Raw genomic sequence first — 20,616 nt, 5'->3', positions numbered from 1 at the left:
AAAGCCACACGAGGTGGCTTTTCGAAAAGTCGGTGCTTAAAAATGAACTTGTATGCCAGCAAATGGGCCTGATGCATCAATATCAGTATTAATATCATCTACATCATCAAGTTCTAAAACCATAGAGCGGTAGCCCGCTTTAACCGCAACATCAACCGCTAGGTTATCAATCAACTCCCAAGCAATACCCATTTGGTAATCTCGTACTTTACTGTCATCAATAGCTAAAAAGCTACCTTCAGCAAAAACACTTAAACCACTAAATGGTAAACCTGCTTCAAAACGTCCATATGCTAAAGGTACTACACCTGAGAACTCTTCTATCTCAGTGAAGTTAGCACCACCTTGTTGTGATGTACCCGTTACCACAACTTCACCATCAAACTGCTTAGCATTAATACCTAAATCAATTGAGATTAAGTCGTTATCAAAAATTTCATAGTAAAGAATATAATCAATGTGCGATAAGTCAGTAACTGAATTAACATCAGTACCTACAACATAATCAGTGCCATTAAAAGTAAATGTATCTTCAAGTTGTGTTGCGCCGTTTAGTTCAAGCTCAGTGTATTTTAGTTTTAAGTTTGGTACTAGCGGTACTGGATGCTCAAGTGCGGCGTAATAGCTAACAAAAGTCTCATCTTCAAAGTTGAAGTTTTGTAGGGCATTATTATTATCAGAAAAGCCACCATCATTATCTGCTTTCCAACCATCAACTCCTACATATAAACCTAATACAGTGTCGGCTTGTGCTACAGGTGCTAAACATGCCATTGATAAGGCTGCTGCTATACAATACTTTTTCATTTTTTATCCTTGCGCTAATAATTCGCTAAGTTCAATCAGTGCCGCATTGGCTCTAGAGATATAATTTGCCATAACGAGTGAGTGGTTGGCGACATAACCGAATCCGTTGCCGTTTAGAATTATTGGGCTCCAAACCGTTTCTTGAGTCGCTTCAAGCTCGCGTATAATTTGTTGTAAACTAACACGGGCGTTCTTTTTATCAAGTACTTCGGCAAAATCATATTCAACTGCTTGTAAAAAATGCAGTAAAGCCCAAATAGCACCACGTGACTCATAAAAGACATCATCAATTTCCCACCACGATGTTTTTACTTGTTGTTGTAATGGCGTATAAGTAGCTTGAGTATTTGAAGAATTGCCTGCTAAATCGGTATTTACTTTGTCTTGACCTACACTCGCGCTCAAACGCTGGCTTAAGCTACCTAAGCGTTTTTCTGCTTCTTTTAACCAACTGCGTAAATTATCTGCACGTGAGTAAAACTGGCTATCGCGCTCATGCTGATTCGCAATTTGAGAACGGTAAACTAATAAGTAATCAATACCCTTTTGATATTCGCCCTCAGCACTTGGCCATGCCCATGCTTCAGAACTAATATTAAATTGTGGCTGTGCTTTTTTAAGCGCTTCGTGCTCAGTTGATTGTGACTGTGAACGACTAAAATCTTTTCGCATTGATAATGCTAAATCACGCACCATTTCCAACGCGCCATACTCCCAAGCAGGCATGTTGTCCATTATTACGCTCGGTGGCAGTACATCATTTGATAAATAACCGCCTGACTTAGTCAAGAGAGTATCAGCGACGGTGATAAGTGTTGAAGTGGTTACATACCCTGTTACTGGTTTTTCACTACGTTGCTGTGCTTGCTGTTTGGCATTTTGTACCACATCAAAACGTGCAGGCTCTATGCTCCAGTACACTGAAATAGCGTAAAATACGACAAACAATAGTACCAATGCCGTTATTATTTTTCCTTTATGCTGTGACATTTATCCCCCTAATGATGACTATGATCTTTCGATGCTTTTACCGGCTCAGCTTGCGATGCTAGCGAAACTACTTTCGCATTGGTGAATACTCGATTCCCGTCTTCAAAATATAGCGTGAGTTTGCGTTCTTGACCTACTTTTAACGGCTCTTGCGGTTCAAACACCATTAAATGGTAGCTTCCAGGCTTAAAATCGAGTTGCTGATGGGCCTTAATAAGCAGTGATTCTACTTTTTGCATTTTCATCATGCCATCAGCGTGGACGTGTTCATGAATCTCAACACGACCCAACCCATCTAAGGTCGCTCTTGTAAGTGTTGCCGGAACATTACTGTGGTTTTCAATGCTGAAATAGCCCACGCTGGCTTTGGTGGCCGGTAAAAACTCTCTTACTTGCGCATTTGTTACTTGTAATTGCGCAACAACACTATCGTGCTCATGTCCTTCGTGCGCCAATAACGAAGACGAAAAAACACCCACTATTAACGCACTTGCACTCAAAATACATTGTTTAATCATCAGTAAAATCCTTGTTAAAACGAAAAAATATAGCCCAAATCTATCATAATTCCCTAATATTAGGCAGCTAATTTAAGTTTAAGAAGCCACTTTTTTGTTATCTGCGATTAACCAGCACAACCCTGCCACAAACAATAATGGCCAAGCAATCATCAGTGATCCGAATAAAAAGGCTAATATCGTTCCAGCCAGTGCCACCATCGCCGCGCCAACAAGCCCCATAGTTACCAAAGCAGCTATCGCAATAACAACTATAATGGCGATTAACGTCCCAATGAGCTCTATACCAGTCCAACTAATATCTGAGATCCACAACGGAAATTGCCATACATCAAAATGAATTATCGAGCCGCTATTAATCAAAAATAATGTAACAATAAGTAGGCATACAGCGAGAGTTTTCATGTCGTTCCCCTTACACTGCTTTTTCTTCAAGACAACAGTGCGCAATTAAATAACCTAGTGCCACTGCAAACGGAAAACTTAAAAATAATAAAACGGTGACTAAACGAGTAGACCATGCCGGAAAGTCTAATCGGTAGGCTAACCCACTACAGACACCTGATATTTTTTTGTTAAGCGTATTTTTATACCAACGACGATGTGTATTAAAATTATTCATAACAATCTCCTTAGGCTGTTTGTTTATCAGCGGTGTTTAAACTCGCTTTTAAACTTGCCAGTTCTGCATCAATTTTTTCGTTTTTAACCAGTGACTCAATTTGCATTGCCGTATTGCTCGCTGTATCTGTCAGTTCATACGCTTCAACTTGCGATTCAACACTCTCAACACGGCGCTCAATTTGCTCAAATCGTGATAAAGCAGTGGCCACTTTATCGCTCTGCAGCTGAGTATTTATCTTTGCTCTTGCCTCAACGACATTTTCACGCTTTACAAGTTGTGCTTGCTTAGCTTTAGCCTGTGTCATTTTTTGCTGTAGGCGCTCACAGTCTTCTGTGATTTTTACAATTGATTGCTGCAATGTCTCAAGTTGTGTTTGTAAGCACTCTATGTTTTTTTCAATAACGTGTTTTTCAGCTAATGCTGATTTAGCTAAATCGTCACGATTTTTTGCAATGGCATGTTCGGCCTTTAATTGCCAATTTGTGAGCGCTTGTTGTTTATTACTTACTTGACGCTTAATATTTTTTTCTTCACATAATAGTGCCGCTGCAGTGCTACGACACTCATTAAGCGCCTCCTGCATTTCGGTTAGCATTAAATTAAGTAGTTTTTCTGAATCTTCTGCTTTATCTAGCATCGCTACGATATTTGCTTGAATGACGTCGTTTACGCGATTAAATATACCCATGTTATTCTCCTGATGATTTTTATTTATACATCAACAGGTTTCCAAGAGTTATGCCAACAACTTAACGTTATTTTATTTTTATTAAAAATCATTAGCTTATATTATTTTTGGTAGGTAAATTAATGACTAGTCACTGAATGAAATTAAGTCAAATTGGCTAATAAATTATATTTTTTACTAAAATTTGGGATAAAAAAAGCCACCTGAGGTGACTTTTTCTATAAAGAGTATCTTCTATGCCAATTCTATTAAATTGGCATTACTCGGGTACGTAACTTAGTGCCTTATCCATAACACTTAAATCAGCTTGCTTACCATGACCATTTTCAGATAAGTGGCGTCTAAAGCCACGCGCACCAGGCTGCCCCTGAAAAACACCCAGCATGTGACGTGCAACATGCCAAAAATTAGCCCCTAAACGCATCTCTTCTTCAATATAATCATACATAGAGCGTACAACATCATGTCGAGACTGAGTATTAGCCGCATCACCATAAATTTTTTCATCTACTTCATTAAGCATAAATGGATTACTGTAAGCCTCTCGGCCCACCATAACCCCATCTATGTACTGTAAATGCTCAAGACTTTGCTCAATGGTTTTAACACCACCGTTAATACTTAAATCAAGTTGAGGGTAATCTTTTTTAAGCTGGTAAACTCGGGGGTAGTTAAGCTCAGGAACTTCGCGATTTTCTTTCGGGCTCAACCCTTTTAGCCATGCTTTGCGCGCATGAATAATAAAGTCATCACAGCCAACTTTATGTGAAGCCTCTATCAAAGCACATAAAAACTCATAAGAATCTTGCTCATCAATACCAATACGAGTTTTAACTGTAACCGGAATATTAACTTCACTTTTCATTGCAGCAACACACTCTGCAACTAAATTAGGCTCGGCCATTAAACAGGCACCAAAACGCCCATTTTGCACACGATCTGACGGACAACCTACATTAAGGTTTATTTCATCATAACCGCGCTCACCAGCAAGCTTGGCACACTGTGCTAGCGCTTGCGGGTCTGATCCACCTAATTGCAATGCAACAGGGCCTTCGTGCTGATTAAAATGCAAGTAGTCACCACGACCGAATAAAATAGCGCCAGTAGTGATCATTTCAGTGTAGAGCACGGTGTGTTTTGTCATTTTACGGTGAAACGTACGACAGTGGCGATCAGTCCAATCGAGCATAGGGGCAACAGAAAAGCGTCGATTTAAAGTACGTTTATCCAAAATGTGATCCTCAAAAATTTATAATTTAAGCACAGCTTAAACGGCGCTGCATTTTACACAAAAGCCCTATGCGCAGCAATATTAAGCAAACACTTGCAAGCCAAAGTATTGCGCAATACCGTTTAAAATATTAGTTACTGCGACTGAGCTTAAAATTAACCCCATAATTCGACTAATAATACTCGCCCCACTATCACCTATTATTTTATGTACATGCGTAGCAAGTAATAACAAAATCAGTACCACCACTAAAACAGCTAACATCATTGATGAGGTAATCATTTGCTCAACCCAGGTATACTCCTCATTGCGCGTCATTAATACCGCACCTAACATGGCACCGGGACTCGCTATTGATGGGATAGCGAGCGGAAAAATAGCGGTTTCAGTACTATCTCTAACACTTTTAATTTCAGCTTCAGGCTTACTTTCACCAAAGGTCATGGAGAGTGCAAAAATTAATAAAATTAAACCACCTGCTATTTGAAATGCCGAGAGCGGAATCTCAATCACATTCAGTAATTGCTCGCCAGCAACTACAAAAAATAACAGTACTAAAGCAGACACACCCACGGCCTTAAAAATCACTTTACGCTTAAACTTGTCGTCATCTCCACGAGTTACGGCGATAAAAACCGGGATTGTGCCAATTGGATCAATAACCGCAAAAAAGAAAATAAATATAGCCAATAGTTCATGCATTAATGAGTACCTTTTCATTAAATCGGTTAATAAAACGCTGCAACTACAATACAGTATGTTAGTATATCACGGCAGCGTAAGGATGAGAGAAGATGAATATAGAATCACTCGTAAGTAAAGCAAAACAAGTGTGCGACAACCGTGGTGCGCGATTCACACCAATTCGCGAGAAGGTATTTCGTTTATTGGCCAGTGCTCAAGGTGGTGTGGGTGCATACGATTTACTTGAACAATTAAAAGTCACTGAAACAGGCGCTAAACCTGCAACGATTTATCGTGCTTTAGACTTTTTAGCCGAACTCGGTTTTATTCATAAAATTGAAAGCACCAATGCATTTATGCTGTGTCATCATTTTGATCATATTCATCCTGTTCAGCTATTAATTTGTGATAGCTGCGGTTTTGTTAAAGAGCTGCACTCAACAGTAATTTCACATGAGCTCAATAACTTAGCAGCCGAAAGTGGCTTTGTAGTTTCCGGACAAACAATAGAAGCACATGGTAAATGTGACTCTTGCCGAGCATAGATAAGCGACTATAGCTATACTTTACGTATAACCTTTATCAGTACCAATTTAAGGACATCTAATATGAATGTAGAGTTCATTAATCCCTTTTTAGCTTCTTTGATGAATGTATTGAGCACTATGGCTCAAACTCAGTTAAAACCAGGCAAGCCACGCATTAAAACCGATGAGATAGCCTGTGGTGATGTATCGGGATTAATTGGTATGGTTGGCCCTCAAACTCGCGGTTCATTTTCAATTACCTTCGACGAAGGTTTAGCGCTGACCATTATGGAACGAATGTTAGGCGAACGACCAGACGACATAAATGAAGAAGTAACCGACATGGTCGGTGAAATAACTAATATGGTTACCGGTGGTGCTAAGAATTTATTAGGTGAAAAAGGCTATGATTTTGCCATGGCAACACCCATTGTTGTGTCTGGTAAAAACCACACTATTACTCACAAAAGTGACGGTAAAAAAATTCTTATGCCGTTTACCAGTGACGCAGGTAATGCCAATATTGAAGTGAGTTTTGATAAGCTATGAGCTGGTCGCAAACCACAATTACATTAAAGCCTCGCTCGCGGGGCTTTCATTTAATTGATAACGACATACTCAATCAACTCCCACAAATAAGCCAATTTAAAGTTGGTTTATTACACTTATTTATTCAACACACCTCAGCCAGCTTAACCATTAATGAAAATGCCGATCCTACCGTGCGTATGGATATGGAAAGCCACTTTAATCAATTTGTTCCAGAGCGCCAGCCTTATTATCGTCATGACTATGAGGGCGATGATGATATGCCTGCCCATATAAAAACCAGTACCTTAGGTTGCCAGTTAACTATACCTATTAGCCATGGTCAGTTAGCACTGGGAACTTGGCAAGGAATATACTTAGGTGAGCACCGTGATCATGGTGGTTCAAGGCGTATTATTGCAACTTTGCAAGGCGAAGCGTTTTAGGTTTTAGGTTTTAGGTTTTAGGTTTTACAACACAGATCGTTCGCATCCATTGAGCACTTCAAATCTAATAAAAATTATATAAATTAAATTTATAATGATTAACATGTGGATTATTGTTTGTTATTTGAAAATGAATATCTGGAAAGTAAATAAGATTGGAGCGGTACACGAGGCTCGAACTCGTGACCTCGACCTTGGCAAGGTCGCGCTCTACCAACTGAGCTAGTACCGCATTATATGAAGATTCTAGGTCCTAGGTTCTGTCAAAATTAAACCTTGTTCCTTTCGCCTTTCATCTTGAATCTTTAATTCTACTACAATTTCTTTTGGTGAGAAATTGGAGCGGCACACGAGGCTCGAACTCGTGACCTCGACCTTGGCAAGGTCGCGCTCTACCAACTGAGCTAGTGCCGCATTCAAAATAGTCAGTAATTTGTCCGTTGGTGCGCGACGGGTCGCGTTCAACATTCTGGCAACTGAGCTAGTGCCGCATTCAAAATAGTCAGTATTTTGTCCGTTGGTGCGCGACATGTCGCGTCCTACATCCTGGCAACTGAGCTAGTGCCGCATTATATCAACTTTAACTTTTTGTCTTGTGCTGCAATTTCTTTGGTGAGAAATTGGAGCGGCACACGAGGCTCGAACTCGTGACCTCGACCTTGGCAAGGTCGCGCTCTACCAACTGAGCTAGTGCCGCACTCTAGGTTCTAGGTTCTATCAATATTGAACCTTGTTCCATTAACCTTTCATCTTGAATCTTTAACTTAAGCCCAAACACACTAACCCCGCGGGGGTTATCGTCTTGAGCGGGGCAGGATTCTACAATAATTAGGGGGCTTTGCAAGTATTTTTTATAAATTAAAAAACTTTTCTCGGTAAACCTTTAATTCCATAATCGAATCTTTAATGTCGTCTAACGCTAAATGCGACCCTTTTTTATTCACTTGAGCCAACACATCTGGTTTCCAACGACGAGCAAGTTCTTTAATGGTACTGACATCTAAATTACGGTAATGAAAAAAGTCTTCAAGCTCGCGCATATACTTATTCATAAAGCGGCGGTCTTGGCCTATCGAGTTACCACACATAGGTGAAGCCCCTGCTGGCACCCATTGCTTTAAAAACGCGAGGGTTTGTTCCACGGCATAAGCTTCATCAAACGTGCTTGCCTTACAGCGAGCCGTTAATCCAGATTTGCCATGCTGCGTTGTACACCACTCATCCATGCCATCCAGTAGTTCATCACTTTGATGAATGGCAATCGTTGGCCCTTCGGCTAATATATTCAGATCAGCGTCAGTGACAACAGTTGCAATTTCAAGTATTTTGTCAGTCTCTGGTTCAAGTCCGGTCATTTCCAGATCGAGCCAAATTAAATTTGATTTATTAATAGTCATAATTACCTTAAACGGTGCTTTTCTTTAGATCCAACGCATTTCGATATATCATATTAGCATCAACCGTCGAGCTAAAGCTTTTTTTGGCAAACTCGGCATTTAACTCAGGTTATAGGCCTCAAGTGGCAAAACAGAAAAAATTAAGTAAAGGCCAATCCCGTAGGATCAAGGCAAATCATCAAAAGCGTTTATCGAATGCCGATAAAAAACCGGCAAAAGTCGGCGCGCAAGAGTGGCAAACAGATAATTTAGGTCAAGTAGAAAATGCGATTGTCATTAGCCGCTTTGGGCAACATGCCGATGTAGAAACGCAAAATGGCGATGTTCTTCGTTGTAATATTCGCCGTACTGTATCGAATTTAGTATGTGGCGATGAGGTATTATTTCGTCGTGCAAAAGTAAGTGAAGGCGATTTAGCGGGTGTTATTGAAGCAACTCAAGAACGTCGTTCACAGTTAACGCGCCCTGATTTTTACGACGGTGTAAAAGTGATTGCCGCGAATATAGACCAAATTTTAATGGTATCAGCAGTATTGCCTGAGTTTACGCCAAGCATTATCGACCGCTATTTAATTGCCTGCGAAGACATGGGCATTGAGCCGATTTTAGTCCTTAATAAAATTGATTTAATTGATGAAACTGGTTTAAACGAAATACAACAAATACTCGATATTTACCGTAAACTTAATTACCAGGTGCTGCTAGTTAGTAATATAACCGGCGAAGGCATTAATGAATTAAAAGAAGTACTTGTAGGCAAAAACAATATTTTTGTTGGCCAAAGTGGTGTGGGTAAATCTACCTTAGTAAACACTGTGCTGCCGGATGCTGAAATTTTGACTAAAGAAGTGTCTGAAAACAGCGGTCTAGGCCAGCACACCACCACAGTATCGCGTCTGCATCATTTACCAAGTGGCGGTAACTTAATTGATTCACCGGGTATTCGTGAGTTTGGTTTATGGCATTTAGATGTTGAACGAGTCACTTGGTGTTTTAAAGAATTTAGAGAGTTTATAGGTGGATGCCGTTTTAGAGACTGTAAACACTTAAACGATCCAGGCTGTATAATTCAGCAAGCAGTCGCTGATGGCGATATCTCAAAGTTACGCTTTGAAAGCTATCACCGTATTTTAGAAACCATGGCCGATGGCCGTGCCGGCGCGCGTGCGCCTCGCGTATAATTAGGGAAAAACCTGTGAGTTTAGATAAATTTAAAATCGCCATGCAATATGCTATGCCAAAGCACTTTATTTCTCGTGTAGTAGGTAAGCTTGCAGCTGCAAAAGCGGGCGCATTAACCACAACATTAATTAAATTATTCATTAAACAATACAAAATAAATATGAGTGAGGCTAAATACCCTGATCCAGCTCATTATAAAACCTTTAATGAATTTTTTACCCGTCCTTTAAAAGACGGTGCTCGTCCAATGGTTGAAGATGAGGATATTATTATTCACCCTGTTGACGGCGCAATCAGCCAGCTTGGCGATATTGTTGACGGCCAACTAATCCAAGCTAAAGGTCATGATTACAGCTTACAAGCGTTGCTAGGTGGCTCAGAAGACGACACAACACCGTTTTTAGGCGGTAAATTTGCAACTATTTACTTGGCGCCAAAAGACTACCACCGTATTCATATGCCAATTGATGGCACGTTAAGCAAAATGATTTACGTACCGGGCGATTTATTTTCGGTAAATCCACTTACCGCGCAAAACGTACCGAATTTATTTGCCCGTAACGAGCGTGTAGTAGCAATTTTTGAAACTGAAATTGGCCCGCTTGCTATGGTCCTTGTAGGCGCAACCATTGTTGCTAGCATAGAAACTATTTGGGCTGGCACAGTCACTCCACCAGCTGGCAGTGATGTGTTTAGCTGGAACTACCCAACTAAAGGCGAAAATGCGATCACCCTTAAAAAAGGGGAAGAAATGGGTCGCTTTAAATTAGGCTCAACAGTTGTACTTGCATGGGGTGCAGATAAAGCCGATATTTTTGATGATCAACGCCCTGAAACGGTAACCCGTTTAGGCACTGCGTTTGCAAAAATTAACGATTAAACAAATCGTTAATTAGAAATAAAAAACCGCGTTATTTAAACGCGGTTTTTTAATTTCTGTAGGTGTGGGGATTGCTGTTACGAACATATTCATAACGTTTCTATAAAGCGTAGCGGCCTCTTAACCTCTTTGTGTATAACTTCCCTAAGACTTTATTGCACAAAGAGAAAAAAGTGGAGTAAATGAGAAGACACCAAAGATTAAAAGCGAGCAAGTAAAAGTTTTTACTTCCCATCACACTCTTTACAGTTTAAATCTTTAACTACTTTAAAATGCTGTTGCTTTAAGCTTAATGCGTCAAAGGTTATAAACAAACTCCCACCAAAATGGCCTAACAGCATATTAAGAGTTAGCTGTGCCTGCATAGAGCCAATTACACCAAGTAAGGGACTAATAACGCCCGCATTGTCGCAATTAACAACAGGGTTAGCATCATTTTGTGGAAATACGCAGCCATAGCAAGGGCTATCTGTTTGCCTAAAGTCAAAGCCCATTAATTGCCCTTGGGTTGCTAGCGCTGCTGCAGAAATTAGTGGTGTTTTGTTGTTTACGCAAAAACGATTGACGGTGTAACGAGTCGCAAAGTTATCAGAGCAATCAAGTACGATATCGGCGTTACTGAATAGTGCATCACTGTTAGCATCGCTCAACTTTTGCGAGTGAGTCACTATGTTTATTTGATTGTTAAGGCTCGCAAGCACCTTCCCTGCTGCATTTACTTTTTGCTGCCCTAAGTGATTCACTTTATACAGTATTTGCCGCTGTAAATTAGAGAGTTCAACGGTATCGTCATCAATTAATATTAGTGTGCCGATACCAGCAGCTGCTAAATAAAGTAGCGCAGGACTTCCTAGTCCACCTGCACCTACCACAGCAACGGTTGCCGCTTTAAGTGTTAACTGCCCCTCAAGCCCCACCTCTTTTAATAATAAGTGGCGGCTATAACGTAGAGTTTCTTTGTCGCTGAGCTGCTGCGTTTGCATGTTAGCAGGCATTCTCATTTATCACCGATTTTAAGGTATTGATTGCCTCTACATAATCATCAGCCTCGGTAATAGCGCGTACCACGGCTACACTGCCCACGCCAGTTTTAGCAACCTCTTGCGCCCTATTTAAATCAATTCCACCAATAGCCACAGTAGGATAACTTTGCATTAATGGCACAAATCGAGTTAGCTTTTCAAGCCCTTGAATTTGCCCTGCCATGTCTTTGGTGGTGGTAGGGTAAATCGCGCCAAAGGCCATGTAGCTTGGACGGTAATTATGCGCCCGAAGCATTTCATAAAAGCCATGGGTAGAAAGCCCAAGTCGCAGGCCTGCTTCTTTTATAGCCGCTAAATTTGCGCTCTCTAAGTCTTCTTGTCCTAAATGCACACCATAGGCGCCATGTTTGATTGCCAGCTGCCAGTAATCGTTAATAAACACATGCGCACTGTATTGCTGACCCAAAGCGACCGCGCTTGCGACTAATTGTTCCAGCTCATCTTCGCTTTTATCTTTAACTCTTAATTGCGCTGTTTTAATGCCATTTTGTAAGCATTTTTCTAGCCACTCTACGCTATCGACTACCGCATAAGCGCCAAGCGCTTTGCTTTCACACGCAGCAAAGTCAGCTGCCATATTAAAATCAAGCGGTACATCAAAATCTAGCTCATCACCCAACCAACTACCCGCTTCAATCACTTGAGGATAATGCGCTAGGTCAGTCGGAAACGACGTTTGTGCAACCGGCCCTATCCCCTCGCCATAGCGAACTGATTGCTTTAAACCTTGGTTTATATAGGCTTTAGCTAAAATAAACGCATCTTTTAACGGATAGTCCTTTGCAAGGCATGCAGCAATAACAGACGCCATACTACAGCCAGTGCCATGATTGTGCGGAACCTGAATTTTTTCATTACCCAACCAGTACTCTTCATTACCTTGTGAGCAGTAATCAATACAGTAACCACTTGGGTAATCCCAATGCCCACCTTTTATAACCACCGCTTTGGCACCCCATGCCATTAGTTTGCTTGCTGCTTCTTTAATTGCTGCGGGGCCAATTAAATACACACCTGTTAATAACTGTGTTTCATGGGTATTAGGGGTAATTACATCCACCAGCGGTAATAGGCATTCTTTAATCGCGCTTACAGTGTCTTCTTCTGTTAGTAAGTCACCGCTTGAGGCAATAGCCACAGGATCGTACACAATCACCGGCGGGGTTGGCCACTTCGCTTTGTAATGGCTAATATGCTCACTGATCAATTGAATTTGCTGCACGTTAGCTAACATACCAATTTTAATTACTTTGGCTTTCATGTCTTTTTCGAGTGCCAATAACTGCGACTCAATCACATCAGTCGAGACAGCATTAATCGCCTCAACACCTAAACTATTTTGTGCTGTTAGTGCGGTAATCGCAGTACAACCGTGCACACCAAAGCTTTGCATTGCTTTAATATCAGCTTGAATACCTGCGCCACCGCCGGAGTCTGAGCCCGCAATCGTCCATACTACATTGTTCATAATGACCTACTTCCTAATTTTTTACGTTTGATGCCAAAATGGCATACCCATTGTGGGGGTTGATGGGGCCGCAACGTCTTTTTCTGGCATTGCTTTGGCGTTATAAGCAAAGCGCCCTGCTTCAACAGCTGCTTTAAATGCAAGTCCCATGGTAATAGGGCAACCCGCACCCGCTATGGCTGAATTTAATAATACCGCATCATACCCTAATTCTAAGGCTTGGCAGGCATGCGATGGTAAACCTAACCCAGCATCAACAATTAATGTGCTGTTAGGTAAACGCTCCCGTATCGCCTTTAAGTTATAACTATTTAATAATCCCTTACCGGTACCAATTGGCGCGCCCCATGGCATTAGCACCTCGCAGCCTAATTCATCTAAACGTTGGCAAAGCACTAAGTCATCGGTGCAGTAAGGCAGTACTTTAAACCCATCTTTAATTAAAATCTCAGTGGCTTCAAGCAGAGCAAAAGGATCTGGCTGTAAGTTATAGTCATCGCCAATTAATTCCAGCTTTATCCAATCGGTAGCAAATACTTCTCGACACATTTTAGCTAAATTAATGGCCTCTTTAACACTGTGGCATCCTGCTGTGTTAGGTAAAACTTTAAGCCCTGTATTCTTTATAAGTTGCCAAAAATCATCTCCTGCAGCTGCGTTTTGCTGGCGACGTAAAGACACAGTAACAATATCCGCTCCTGAAGCATTAATTGCTTTAGTCATCGTCGCGGGAGATGGGTAAAGCGCAGAGCCAATCAGTAATCTACTTGAAAATTGCTCGCCATAAATAGTGATATTATCGGGAGGTAACATAATGGTTACCCTCCTTGAATCGGAGATAACACATCAATGCAATCACCATCATTAAGTGTGTAGTTAGCATGTTGCTCTTGAGGTACAAACTGGCCATTAATGGCTACTGCAAACGGTGCTTTAGCACCATACTCAATTAAACACTGTTTTAGTTCGCTTCTTGTTAGGGTGAGCGCTTTACCATTAATTATTATATCCATCATTCCTCACTATATTCTGGCAACAGCATCAGCAACTAAACTCGGCGCGAGCATGTAGCCATGGCGGTATAATCCATTAATACTAATTACCTGCCCTAATTGTGTAACTTGTGGGCAGTTATCGCTAAACGCAGGTCGAAGCCCGGTTTGAATATTTAACAGTCGAGCCTCGGCAAAACCGCTGTGCACTGTATAAGCGGCTGAAAGTAACTCCAACGTTGAACGCACCGTTGCCGCCCCGCTATCTTGAGACTCAATTTCGGTGGCACCAATCACATATTCATGATTCGGCTTAGGTGCTATATAAATAGGATAACGCGGATGCATTAACCTCACTGGCCGAGATAAATTAACCTCGGGTGCATAGAGTCTTGCCACTTCCCCGCGCACGCCTCGAAGGGGCTGATCTTGTTTGGCTCCAAGCCCTCGACAATCAATAATGTAATCAAACTCTCGATTATTCACTTTGTTATCAAAGATGCTGGCGCGCTGATTAAATACAAACTTTACTTTGCGCTTATTTAGCAACCTAAAACTGGCTTTGTAAAAGGCTTGGTTATCTATTTGTGCTTCACCGGGCAAAAATAGGCCTTGGCTAAATCGACCAGCCAGTTCAGGTTCTAGTTGCTCAATTTGCTGTGCATTAATTGCTTGAGCACTAAAATTTAGTAACGGTTTGATTCGCTGTGCAAAGCTTTGTAAGTCGCCTTTATCCTGCGGATGAGCAACCACTAGGGTACCTTGCTGTTGAAAAAATACCTCGCTATTTAGTTGTTCTAAAATAGCAGGCCATCGAGTAATAGAATCCACTCCCATTAAAGCCAATTCACGTTCGCACATAACAGACTCAGCTAGGGGGGCTAGCATCGCTGCTGCCACTTTACCGGCACTGTTCTGAGTATGTTCATCATCGGCTTCAAATACGGTAACACGATGTTGCTTACTTAACTCAAGCGCGGCCAACCGCCCTGCTAAACCAAAACCCACCACAGCAATGTTATAAAACATAAACACTCCTACATTTAGCTGCGGGTCTCTGGCTTCGAGCAACAAGGTGCTAAAATAAACATTTCGCTACTCGATGCTCGCAACCCGCAACCCGCAACCCGCAACCCGCAACCTATTTTATATTGCTTTATGGTAAATCTCTGAGCCTGTTTGCTTAAACTCTTCAGATTTGGCTTTCATCTCGGCCTCAACATCAACCATTTTGATTTCAATGGCATCACCCACGTTATTAGGATCAATACCGCGCGCTTCTAGATCTTTGGCGTAGTCGCGTACTTCTTGGGTTATTTTCATGGAACAAAATTTAGGGCCACACATAGAACAAAAATGCGCAACTTTGCCTGATTCTTGCGGCAGTGTTTCATCATGATATTCACGGGCACGAACCGGGTCTAAACCAATATTAAATTGGTCATGCCACCTAAATTCAAAGCGCGCTTTTGATAGCGCGTTATCTCGCTCTTGTGCGCCTGGGTGACCTTTCGCTAAATCGGCCGCATGAGCGGCAATTTTGTAAGTAATAAGGCCTTCTTTTACATCTTCTTTATTTGGCAAACCTAAATGCTCTTTAGGTGTTACGTAACACAACATCGCACAGCCATACCAAGCAATCTGCGCTGCACCAATACCTGAGGTAATATGATCGTACCCAGGGGCAATATCTGTGGTCAGTGGGCCTAAGGTATAAAATGGCGCTTCATCGCAATGTTTAAGCTGCTCATCCATATTGGCTTTGATCATATGCATAGGCACGTGTCCAGGGCCTTCAATAAACACTTGTACATCGTGCTTCCATGCAATTTTTGTCAGCTCTCCTAAAGTACGCAGTTCACTAAATTGTGCTTCGTCGTTCGCATCGGCAATTGAGCCCGGGCGCAAACCATCACCGAGTGAAAAACACACATCGTATTGCTTTAAAATTTTACAAATATCTTCAAAGTGAGTGTATAAGAAGTTTTCTTTGTGGTGCGCTAAACACCATTTAGCCATAATTGAACCACCACGTGACACAATACCGGTTACGCGTTTTGCTGTCATTGGCACATAACGCAGCAGCACGCCAGCATGAATAGTAAAGTAATCAACGCCTTGTTCTGCTTGTTCAATCAGGGTGTCGCGAAATATTTCCCAGGTTAGGTCTTCTGCTACGCCATTGACTTTTTCAAGTGCTTGGTAAATTGGAACAGTACCAATAGGGACTGGCGAATTACGTACCAGCCATTCACGGGTTTCGTGAATGTAACGCCCTGTTGATAAATCCATTACGGTGTCGGCACCCCAGCGGGTTGACCACACCATTTTTTCAACTTCTTCTTCGATAGATGAACCCACTGATGAATTACCTATATTGGCGTTAACTTTAACTAAAAAGTTACGACCAACAATCATAGGCTCGGTTTCTGGGTGATTAATATTGTTAGGTAAAATAGCGCGTCCACGAGCAATTTCATCACGCACAAATTCAGGAGTAATAAACTCAGGGATACTCGCGCCAAACGACTCTCCTTTATGTTGCGCAGCTAGTAACTCTTCACGTATTTGCGCACGCCCCATGTTTTCACGTATCGCTACATATTCCATTTCTGGGGTGACTATCCCTTGGCGAGCATAATGCATTTGGGTGACATTTTTACCCGCTTTTGCACGGCGTATTTTTGGAAGGTGTTCAAAGCGAATATGATCTAGCCCATCATCAGCCATACGCTGCTGTGCAAACTGTGAGGTTACCGACTCGAGTACTTCGGTATCATTACGGCTCTCAATCCATTGTTCACGGTATTTATTAAGTCCCTTGCGCACATCCAATTTAAATTCAGGATCGGTATACGGGCCTGATGTATCGTAAACACGCAGTGGTGCATTTGACTCATACACTGGGTTTTGTTCATCACCACCAATAAAAGTATCGCTCAATGTGATTTCACGCATACCCACACGTACGCCTTGCTGGCTACCTGCAACGTATACTTTATGGGAGCTTGGAAACGGCTGACCGGTTAAGTTATAAATATAATCTGATGCGGCCGCACGAGTTTCGCGACGGGTGGCTTTATTTGTTGTATTTGACATGACTTACCTCATTGCTAAAGGGTTGTCTTGTCAGATATTCCGCTGAGGAATAGAGAAAGATCGTAAAGTAGCTTTATGCGACTTTGCGGCCTAAGACGGAGGTTGCTTTTTTGTGCGCATAAAAAAGACGCACAAGCGTCCTAGTTAGGCAGCTTGTTCCCTACGCAGGTATTAACCTGATCAGGTTCACGGATCCCGCTTTCGCGATCTCAGCCTAAATAAAACTTAGGCACTCCGACAAGTATTTGAATTGTTCGTTGATTTGATAATGTTTTGATCAAATCTGCGACGAGTGTACGCCAGTTGAAAATTCCCTGCAAGGGGCTGTTTTTCAAAACTCAAAAATTATTTTGGGATAAACACAAATTTTTGTTCAGCTTGCATTACCAATGTTTGGTCTTGCATGTTAAGCACTGCACCTTGCTGCAGAGCCTGTAAAAACTGTTGTTCAAACTCATCCAGTTCAGGGCCACATGATTTACGTGTCATACCTAATTTGCTTACGCTCAAGCTACTGTCTTCAAGTGAGCCTTCACCAAAGAACTTATTACATCCGGTAAAGCCGTTTATTTGTAGCGCATCGATAAAGCTCATTGATGCTTTAAAGGACGCGGGAATGGCCAAATCATCAACCTTTGATAATTGCCATTGTGTATATTTTAGCTGCTCAGTGGTAACTGTCCCTGTTGATGCGCAACCAACACATAAACCGATTATAAGCATCGGTATTGCTGCTAATTTCATGTTATTACAAACTTAGTGTCTAATTAATGTAATAGTATCAATATTTGTCAGGTTTATCCGTTAAAAATGCATATTTTAAATGTAAATTTTTGTTTAAAATTCATGCTATTTAAAACTATGCAACGGCTTGGAATAAGTCATCTATCTGTGGTGGTAAAAATGGACGACCTCTTTCATTAACTGATGTACCAATAACTAAGGCATTGAGCATCACTTTTTCATCTTGTTTGCGCACTACCGTTTGTTTAAATGCAAACTTAAGACGACTAATACGCACAGGCTCTACCGCCACATAAAACTCATCTCCAGGCAATAGGGAATGTTTGTAATCCATTTCACTGCGCATCACCACTAAGTTAATTTTATCTTTTGCAAGCTGTGCAAAATCAACGCCGTGTGCGTATAAAAACTCGTGGCGAGCGTGCTCAAGATAATTAAAATAAACACTGTTATTTACAATACCTTGTAAGTCACATTCGTAGTCGCGCACCTTAAAGTCTACTTTAAAGGCCATATTAGTAATCCCAATTATTTAACGTATAATTGTCGCGTTTATAGCACAAGTGTTGAAATAATTGCTACCATACGAGTCCCTAAAATGGAGTTAAGTAACCTAATGAACCTACGTTTGTCTTTAATTACAGCCACGTTATTACCCCTGTTCGCAGCACCTATATATGCTAACGCAGATGACACCGAACTAGAGAAAATCATTGTTACCGGTGACTTTCAGCAAGAAAGCATTCAAACATTAAGCGCCAGTGCCAGCTTATTTTCTGAAAATGAAATGAATCAACGTGGTGCAACATATTTAGACGAAATGTTAGCCAGTGCAGCCAATGTAAACTTTGCTGCTGGTGCGTCTCGCGGTCGTTATATTCAAATTCGCGGTGTTGGTTTACGCTCGCAGTTTGTTGACCCGATAAATCCATCTGTGGGCTTAGTAATTGACGGTATTAATTATTCAGGCTTAGGTGGTAGTTCATTATTGTTTGATATTGACCAAGTAGAAATTTACCGCGGTCCTCAAGGTACACGTTTTGGTGCAGATGGTATGGCGGGCATGATCCAAATGCAATCAGCTAGTGCAACCAGCGACCCTAGCTTAAAGTTACATTTAGGTGCCGGCACTTATAACAGCCACGAAGCAGGCCTTGCTGCTAGTACAGGTTTAACAGATGACACCAGTGCCCGCGTTAGCTACTTTCGCAGAAAGTCTGACGGCTACGTCGATAATATTTATTTAGATAAACCCACTCAAGATCAAGATGAGCAAGTTGCACGCTTTAAATTAAACAGCCAGCTTACAGCTCATTTAAATTCAGAACTTAACCTGCATTATATTGATATTAACAACGGTTACGATGCATTTACTCTTGATAATTCTCGCAACAGCCTTGCTGATCAACCAGGCGAAGATAATCAACAAAGTTATGCTATTGGCCTGAATAATACTTACACTGGTTTTGATGCCTTTGATGTGAGCTTAAACCTTTCAGCTATTGATACAGAACTTTTTTATAGCTTTGATGAAGACTGGGTGTGTAACGATACTAATAAGCCGCAATTATGTGCCGCCGGTTTACATCCTTATGGTTATAGTTCAACAGATATTTATAGCCGCGATCGTGATGATCAAGCGCTCGACCTGAAATTTACTGGTAAAGCAGGTAACTGGGTTGCGGGTATTTACTATCAAAACCGTGATGTGGATTTAGAGCGTCAATATACGTGGTTAGCCAATCCGTTTGCTTCAACCTATGAAACTAATAACATTGCAGCTTATGGCCAATTAGCCACATCAATAGGCCCAAAAACTACGCTTATTACTGGTTTACGAGTTGAGCAATATCAAGGTGATTACACCGATAGTAACGGCTTTATTGAAGAAACTGATGATATTATGCTCGGTGGTAAAATTGCACTTGAATACCAAGTTATTGACCGCACTATGATTTATACCAGTATCACCCGCGGTTACAAAGCCGGTGGTATTAATTCAGAAGCGCTAGCAAAAGCAAAAGATGAAGGTTTAAGCCTAGATGCTGATTTTTTCAAACAGCATACCAGCTTTGATCCAGAGTACTTATGGAGTGGTGAGTTTGGTGTTAAAGGCTCATCGCTAGATGACAAGTTTACTCTGCGTTTAGCTGCTTTTTATATGCACCGCGATAATATTCAATTAAAGTCGTGGCAAGTATCAGATCAACAATTTACCGGTTATGTCGCCAATGCCAGCTCTGGCAGCAACTACGGCCTTGAAATTGAAGGTAGCTACTTACTTACTGATAATTTACTCATTAGTGGTAGTGCTGGCTATTTAGATACGAAAATAAACGACTTTGTGACTAAATCGGGCTTAAACCAAGATGGCCGCGAACAAGCACAAGCGCCTAAATATCAATACGCATTTAGTGCACGCTACAATGTTACTGATGAGCTATATGCTATGTTAGGTGTTGAAGGTAAAGATGATTATTACTTCTCAGACAGCCATAATGCACAGGCTCCAAATACAAACTTAGTGAATGCAAGCCTTGGTTACGAGGCTGAAAGCTGGGCAGTTCGTGCATGGGCACGTAATGTGTTTGATGAAACCGTTCCAACTCGCGGTTTTGAATTTGGTAACAATCCGTTAGATGGCTATACAAGCCAAACTTATATTCAACTAGGTGAGCCACGTGTAGCCGGCGTTACGTTTACACTTAATCTGTAATACAGCGAACCAGTTGTCAGTTCGAGAATAGAAAACACCGCGCTTAAT

The 20,616-nt window shown here is 41.4% G+C and carries 23 protein-coding genes, 3 tRNA genes and 1 riboswitch; of the genes, 6 read left to right on the top strand and 20 right to left on the bottom strand.

The window, feature by feature from the left end:
• Positions 1-36: 36 nt before the first annotated feature.
• The 8 genes from P3J6_RS06255 to P3J6_RS06220 form a co-directional block, all read right to left on the bottom strand.
• Positions 37-807 carry a TIGR04219 family outer membrane beta-barrel protein gene (locus P3J6_RS06255; RefSeq protein WP_198522488.1) on the bottom strand — a complete coding sequence of 257 codons (771 nt, stop codon included), beginning with the start codon at positions 805-807 and terminating at the stop codon, positions 37-39.
• Positions 808-810: 3 nt separating this feature from the next.
• Complete coding sequence (locus P3J6_RS06250) at positions 811-1,797, bottom strand: DUF2333 family protein (RefSeq protein WP_198522487.1); 987 nt, start codon at positions 1,795-1,797, stop codon at positions 811-813.
• 8 nt (positions 1,798-1,805) lie between these two features.
• Entirely contained in the window at positions 1,806-2,315 is a 510-nt protein-coding gene (locus P3J6_RS06245; protein WP_178954814.1) for a copper chaperone PCu(A)C, read from the bottom strand.
• A gap of 78 nt (positions 2,316-2,393) precedes the next feature.
• Positions 2,394-2,720, bottom strand: coding sequence for a hypothetical protein (locus P3J6_RS06240; protein ID WP_198522486.1), 327 nt, complete (start codon positions 2,718-2,720; stop codon positions 2,394-2,396).
• A 10-nt stretch (positions 2,721-2,730) separates the two neighbouring features.
• Positions 2,731-2,937, bottom strand: coding sequence for a PspC domain-containing protein (locus P3J6_RS06235; protein ID WP_198522485.1), 207 nt, complete (start codon positions 2,935-2,937; stop codon positions 2,731-2,733).
• 10 nt (positions 2,938-2,947) lie between these two features.
• On the bottom strand, positions 2,948-3,628 hold the full coding sequence (locus P3J6_RS06230; protein ID WP_198522484.1) for a PspA/IM30 family protein: 681 nt from the start codon (positions 3,626-3,628) through the stop codon (positions 2,948-2,950).
• A gap of 259 nt (positions 3,629-3,887) precedes the next feature.
• A complete protein-coding gene (gene dusA / locus P3J6_RS06225; protein WP_232735525.1) occupies positions 3,888-4,820 on the bottom strand; it encodes a tRNA dihydrouridine(20/20a) synthase DusA in 933 nt (310 codons plus the stop codon).
• Positions 4,821-4,943: 123 nt separating this feature from the next.
• Positions 4,944-5,564, bottom strand: coding sequence for a MarC family protein (locus P3J6_RS06220; RefSeq protein WP_008115498.1), 621 nt, complete (start codon positions 5,562-5,564; stop codon positions 4,944-4,946).
• A 92-nt stretch (positions 5,565-5,656) separates the two neighbouring features.
• Between P3J6_RS06220 and P3J6_RS06215 the strand changes: the two genes are divergently transcribed.
• The 3 genes from P3J6_RS06215 to P3J6_RS06205 all read left to right on the top strand — a co-directional run bounded on the left by P3J6_RS06215 (position 5,657) and on the right by P3J6_RS06205 (position 7,047).
• Entirely contained in the window at positions 5,657-6,091 is a 435-nt protein-coding gene (locus P3J6_RS06215; RefSeq protein WP_008115496.1) for a transcriptional repressor, read from the top strand.
• 63 nt (positions 6,092-6,154) lie between these two features.
• Complete coding sequence (locus P3J6_RS06210) at positions 6,155-6,622, top strand: chemotaxis protein CheX (RefSeq protein WP_010390540.1); 468 nt, start codon at positions 6,155-6,157, stop codon at positions 6,620-6,622.
• The gene (locus P3J6_RS06205; protein WP_198522482.1) at positions 6,619-7,047 is read left to right on the top strand and encodes a secondary thiamine-phosphate synthase enzyme YjbQ; all 429 of its coding nucleotides are present in this window, start codon (positions 6,619-6,621) and stop codon (positions 7,045-7,047) included. The genes P3J6_RS06210 and P3J6_RS06205 overlap by 4 nt, the downstream gene beginning before the upstream one ends.
• Positions 7,048-7,203: 156 nt before the next feature.
• Here P3J6_RS06205 and P3J6_RS06200 read toward each other — a convergent pair.
• The 4 genes from P3J6_RS06200 to orn all read right to left on the bottom strand — a co-directional run bounded on the left by P3J6_RS06200 (position 7,204) and on the right by orn (position 8,444).
• Positions 7,204-7,279: transfer RNA gene (locus P3J6_RS06200), tRNA-Gly, on the bottom strand.
• A gap of 106 nt (positions 7,280-7,385) precedes the next feature.
• Positions 7,386-7,461: transfer RNA gene (locus P3J6_RS06195), tRNA-Gly, on the bottom strand.
• Positions 7,462-7,668: 207 nt separating this feature from the next.
• Positions 7,669-7,744: transfer RNA gene (locus tag P3J6_RS06190), tRNA-Gly, on the bottom strand.
• 154 nt (positions 7,745-7,898) lie between these two features.
• The gene (orn, locus tag P3J6_RS06185; RefSeq protein ID WP_008115490.1) at positions 7,899-8,444 is read right to left on the bottom strand and encodes an oligoribonuclease; all 546 of its coding nucleotides are present in this window, start codon (positions 8,442-8,444) and stop codon (positions 7,899-7,901) included.
• A 122-nt stretch (positions 8,445-8,566) separates the two neighbouring features.
• Here orn and rsgA point away from each other — a divergent pair, with 122 nt between their 5' ends.
• Positions 8,567-9,625 carry a small ribosomal subunit biogenesis GTPase RsgA gene (gene rsgA, locus P3J6_RS06180; protein WP_055012291.1) on the top strand — a complete coding sequence of 353 codons (1,059 nt, stop codon included), beginning with the start codon at positions 8,567-8,569 and terminating at the stop codon, positions 9,623-9,625.
• Between the two features lie 14 nt (positions 9,626-9,639).
• Positions 9,640-10,506: an archaetidylserine decarboxylase gene (gene asd, locus P3J6_RS06175; protein ID WP_198522481.1), complete on the top strand. Its 867-nt coding sequence runs from the start codon at positions 9,640-9,642 to the stop codon at positions 10,504-10,506.
• A gap of 224 nt (positions 10,507-10,730) precedes the next feature.
• Here the strand turns inward: asd and P3J6_RS06170 are convergent, their stop codons facing one another.
• The 8 genes from P3J6_RS06170 to P3J6_RS06135 all read right to left on the bottom strand — a co-directional run bounded on the left by P3J6_RS06170 (position 10,731) and on the right by P3J6_RS06135 (position 18,366).
• Positions 10,731-11,507 carry a HesA/MoeB/ThiF family protein gene (locus tag P3J6_RS06170; RefSeq protein WP_198522480.1) on the bottom strand — a complete coding sequence of 259 codons (777 nt, stop codon included), beginning with the start codon at positions 11,505-11,507 and terminating at the stop codon, positions 10,731-10,733.
• A complete protein-coding gene (gene thiE, locus P3J6_RS06165) occupies positions 11,491-13,017 on the bottom strand; it encodes a thiamine phosphate synthase (protein ID WP_075170502.1) in 1,527 nt (508 codons plus the stop codon). Before thiE ends, P3J6_RS06170 begins: the two co-directional genes overlap by 17 nt.
• Before the next feature lie 21 nt (positions 13,018-13,038).
• Positions 13,039-13,830 (bottom strand): thiazole synthase, encoded by a 792-nt coding sequence (locus tag P3J6_RS06160; protein WP_138607098.1) that lies wholly within the window; start codon positions 13,828-13,830, stop codon positions 13,039-13,041.
• A gap of 5 nt (positions 13,831-13,835) precedes the next feature.
• Positions 13,836-14,030: a sulfur carrier protein ThiS gene (gene thiS / locus P3J6_RS06155; RefSeq protein WP_171039615.1), complete on the bottom strand. Its 195-nt coding sequence runs from the start codon at positions 14,028-14,030 to the stop codon at positions 13,836-13,838.
• A gap of 9 nt (positions 14,031-14,039) precedes the next feature.
• Positions 14,040-15,038, bottom strand: coding sequence for an FAD-dependent oxidoreductase (locus P3J6_RS06150; protein WP_198522479.1), 999 nt, complete (start codon positions 15,036-15,038; stop codon positions 14,040-14,042).
• Positions 15,039-15,155: 117 nt separating this feature from the next.
• Positions 15,156-17,108, bottom strand: coding sequence for a phosphomethylpyrimidine synthase ThiC (gene thiC / locus P3J6_RS06145; RefSeq protein ID WP_232735469.1), 1,953 nt, complete (start codon positions 17,106-17,108; stop codon positions 15,156-15,158).
• Positions 17,109-17,248: 140 nt separating this feature from the next.
• A riboswitch (TPP riboswitch) is annotated at positions 17,249-17,355 on the bottom strand.
• Between the two features lie 98 nt (positions 17,356-17,453).
• Entirely contained in the window at positions 17,454-17,852 is a 399-nt protein-coding gene (locus P3J6_RS06140) for an META domain-containing protein (protein WP_283235058.1), read from the bottom strand.
• Positions 17,853-17,967: 115 nt separating this feature from the next.
• A complete protein-coding gene (locus P3J6_RS06135) occupies positions 17,968-18,366 on the bottom strand; it encodes an acyl-CoA thioesterase (RefSeq protein ID WP_131690427.1) in 399 nt (132 codons plus the stop codon).
• A 102-nt stretch (positions 18,367-18,468) separates the two neighbouring features.
• Between P3J6_RS06135 and P3J6_RS06130 the strand changes: the two genes are divergently transcribed.
• Positions 18,469-20,568 (top strand): TonB-dependent receptor, encoded by a 2,100-nt coding sequence (locus P3J6_RS06130; protein WP_198523777.1) that lies wholly within the window; start codon positions 18,469-18,471, stop codon positions 20,566-20,568.
• The last annotated feature ends 48 nt before the right edge of the window (positions 20,569-20,616 follow it).

This window comes from Pseudoalteromonas sp. 3J6, assembly GCF_903995135.1.
Classification (GTDB): Bacteria; Pseudomonadota; Gammaproteobacteria; order Enterobacterales; family Alteromonadaceae; genus Pseudoalteromonas.
Note: the sequence above shows the minus strand (reverse complement) of the source record. Positions and strands in the feature narration are given on the sequence as shown.

Coding starts and splice junctions, on each gene's coding strand:
- P3J6_RS06255 (WP_198522488.1), bottom strand. CDS start 807: ATGAAAAAGTATTGTATAGCAGCAGCCTTATCAATGGCATGTTTAGCA.
- P3J6_RS06250 (WP_198522487.1), bottom strand. CDS start 1,797: ATGTCACAGCATAAAGGAAAAATAATAACGGCATTGGTACTATTGTTT.
- P3J6_RS06245 (WP_178954814.1), bottom strand. CDS start 2,315: ATGATTAAACAATGTATTTTGAGTGCAAGTGCGTTAATAGTGGGTGTT.
- P3J6_RS06240 (WP_198522486.1), bottom strand. CDS start 2,720: ATGAAAACTCTCGCTGTATGCCTACTTATTGTTACATTATTTTTGATT.
- P3J6_RS06235 (WP_198522485.1), bottom strand. CDS start 2,937: ATGAATAATTTTAATACACATCGTCGTTGGTATAAAAATACGCTTAAC.
- P3J6_RS06230 (WP_198522484.1), bottom strand. CDS start 3,628: ATGGGTATATTTAATCGCGTAAACGACGTCATTCAAGCAAATATCGTA.
- dusA (WP_232735525.1), bottom strand. CDS start 4,820: ATGCTCGATTGGACTGATCGCCACTGTCGTACGTTTCACCGTAAAATG.
- P3J6_RS06220 (WP_008115498.1), bottom strand. CDS start 5,564: ATGCATGAACTATTGGCTATATTTATTTTCTTTTTTGCGGTTATTGAT.
- P3J6_RS06215 (WP_008115496.1), top strand. CDS start 5,657: ATGAATATAGAATCACTCGTAAGTAAAGCAAAACAAGTGTGCGACAAC.
- P3J6_RS06210 (WP_010390540.1), top strand. CDS start 6,155: ATGAATGTAGAGTTCATTAATCCCTTTTTAGCTTCTTTGATGAATGTA.
- P3J6_RS06205 (WP_198522482.1), top strand. CDS start 6,619: ATGAGCTGGTCGCAAACCACAATTACATTAAAGCCTCGCTCGCGGGGC.
- orn (WP_008115490.1), bottom strand. CDS start 8,444: ATGACTATTAATAAATCAAATTTAATTTGGCTCGATCTGGAAATGACC.
- P3J6_RS06170 (WP_198522480.1), bottom strand. CDS start 11,507: ATGAGAATGCCTGCTAACATGCAAACGCAGCAGCTCAGCGACAAAGAA.
- thiE (WP_075170502.1), bottom strand. CDS start 13,017: ATGAACAATGTAGTATGGACGATTGCGGGCTCAGACTCCGGCGGTGGC.
- P3J6_RS06160 (WP_138607098.1), bottom strand. CDS start 13,830: ATGTTACCTCCCGATAATATCACTATTTATGGCGAGCAATTTTCAAGT.
- thiS (WP_171039615.1), bottom strand. CDS start 14,030: ATGGATATAATAATTAATGGTAAAGCGCTCACCCTAACAAGAAGCGAA.
- P3J6_RS06150 (WP_198522479.1), bottom strand. CDS start 15,038: ATGTTTTATAACATTGCTGTGGTGGGTTTTGGTTTAGCAGGGCGGTTG.
- thiC (WP_232735469.1), bottom strand. CDS start 17,108: ATGTCAAATACAACAAATAAAGCCACCCGTCGCGAAACTCGTGCGGCC.
- P3J6_RS06140 (WP_283235058.1), bottom strand. CDS start 17,852: ATGAAATTAGCAGCAATACCGATGCTTATAATCGGTTTATGTGTTGGT.
- P3J6_RS06135 (WP_131690427.1), bottom strand. CDS start 18,366: ATGGCCTTTAAAGTAGACTTTAAGGTGCGCGACTACGAATGTGACTTA.
- P3J6_RS06130 (WP_198523777.1), top strand. CDS start 18,469: ATGAACCTACGTTTGTCTTTAATTACAGCCACGTTATTACCCCTGTTC.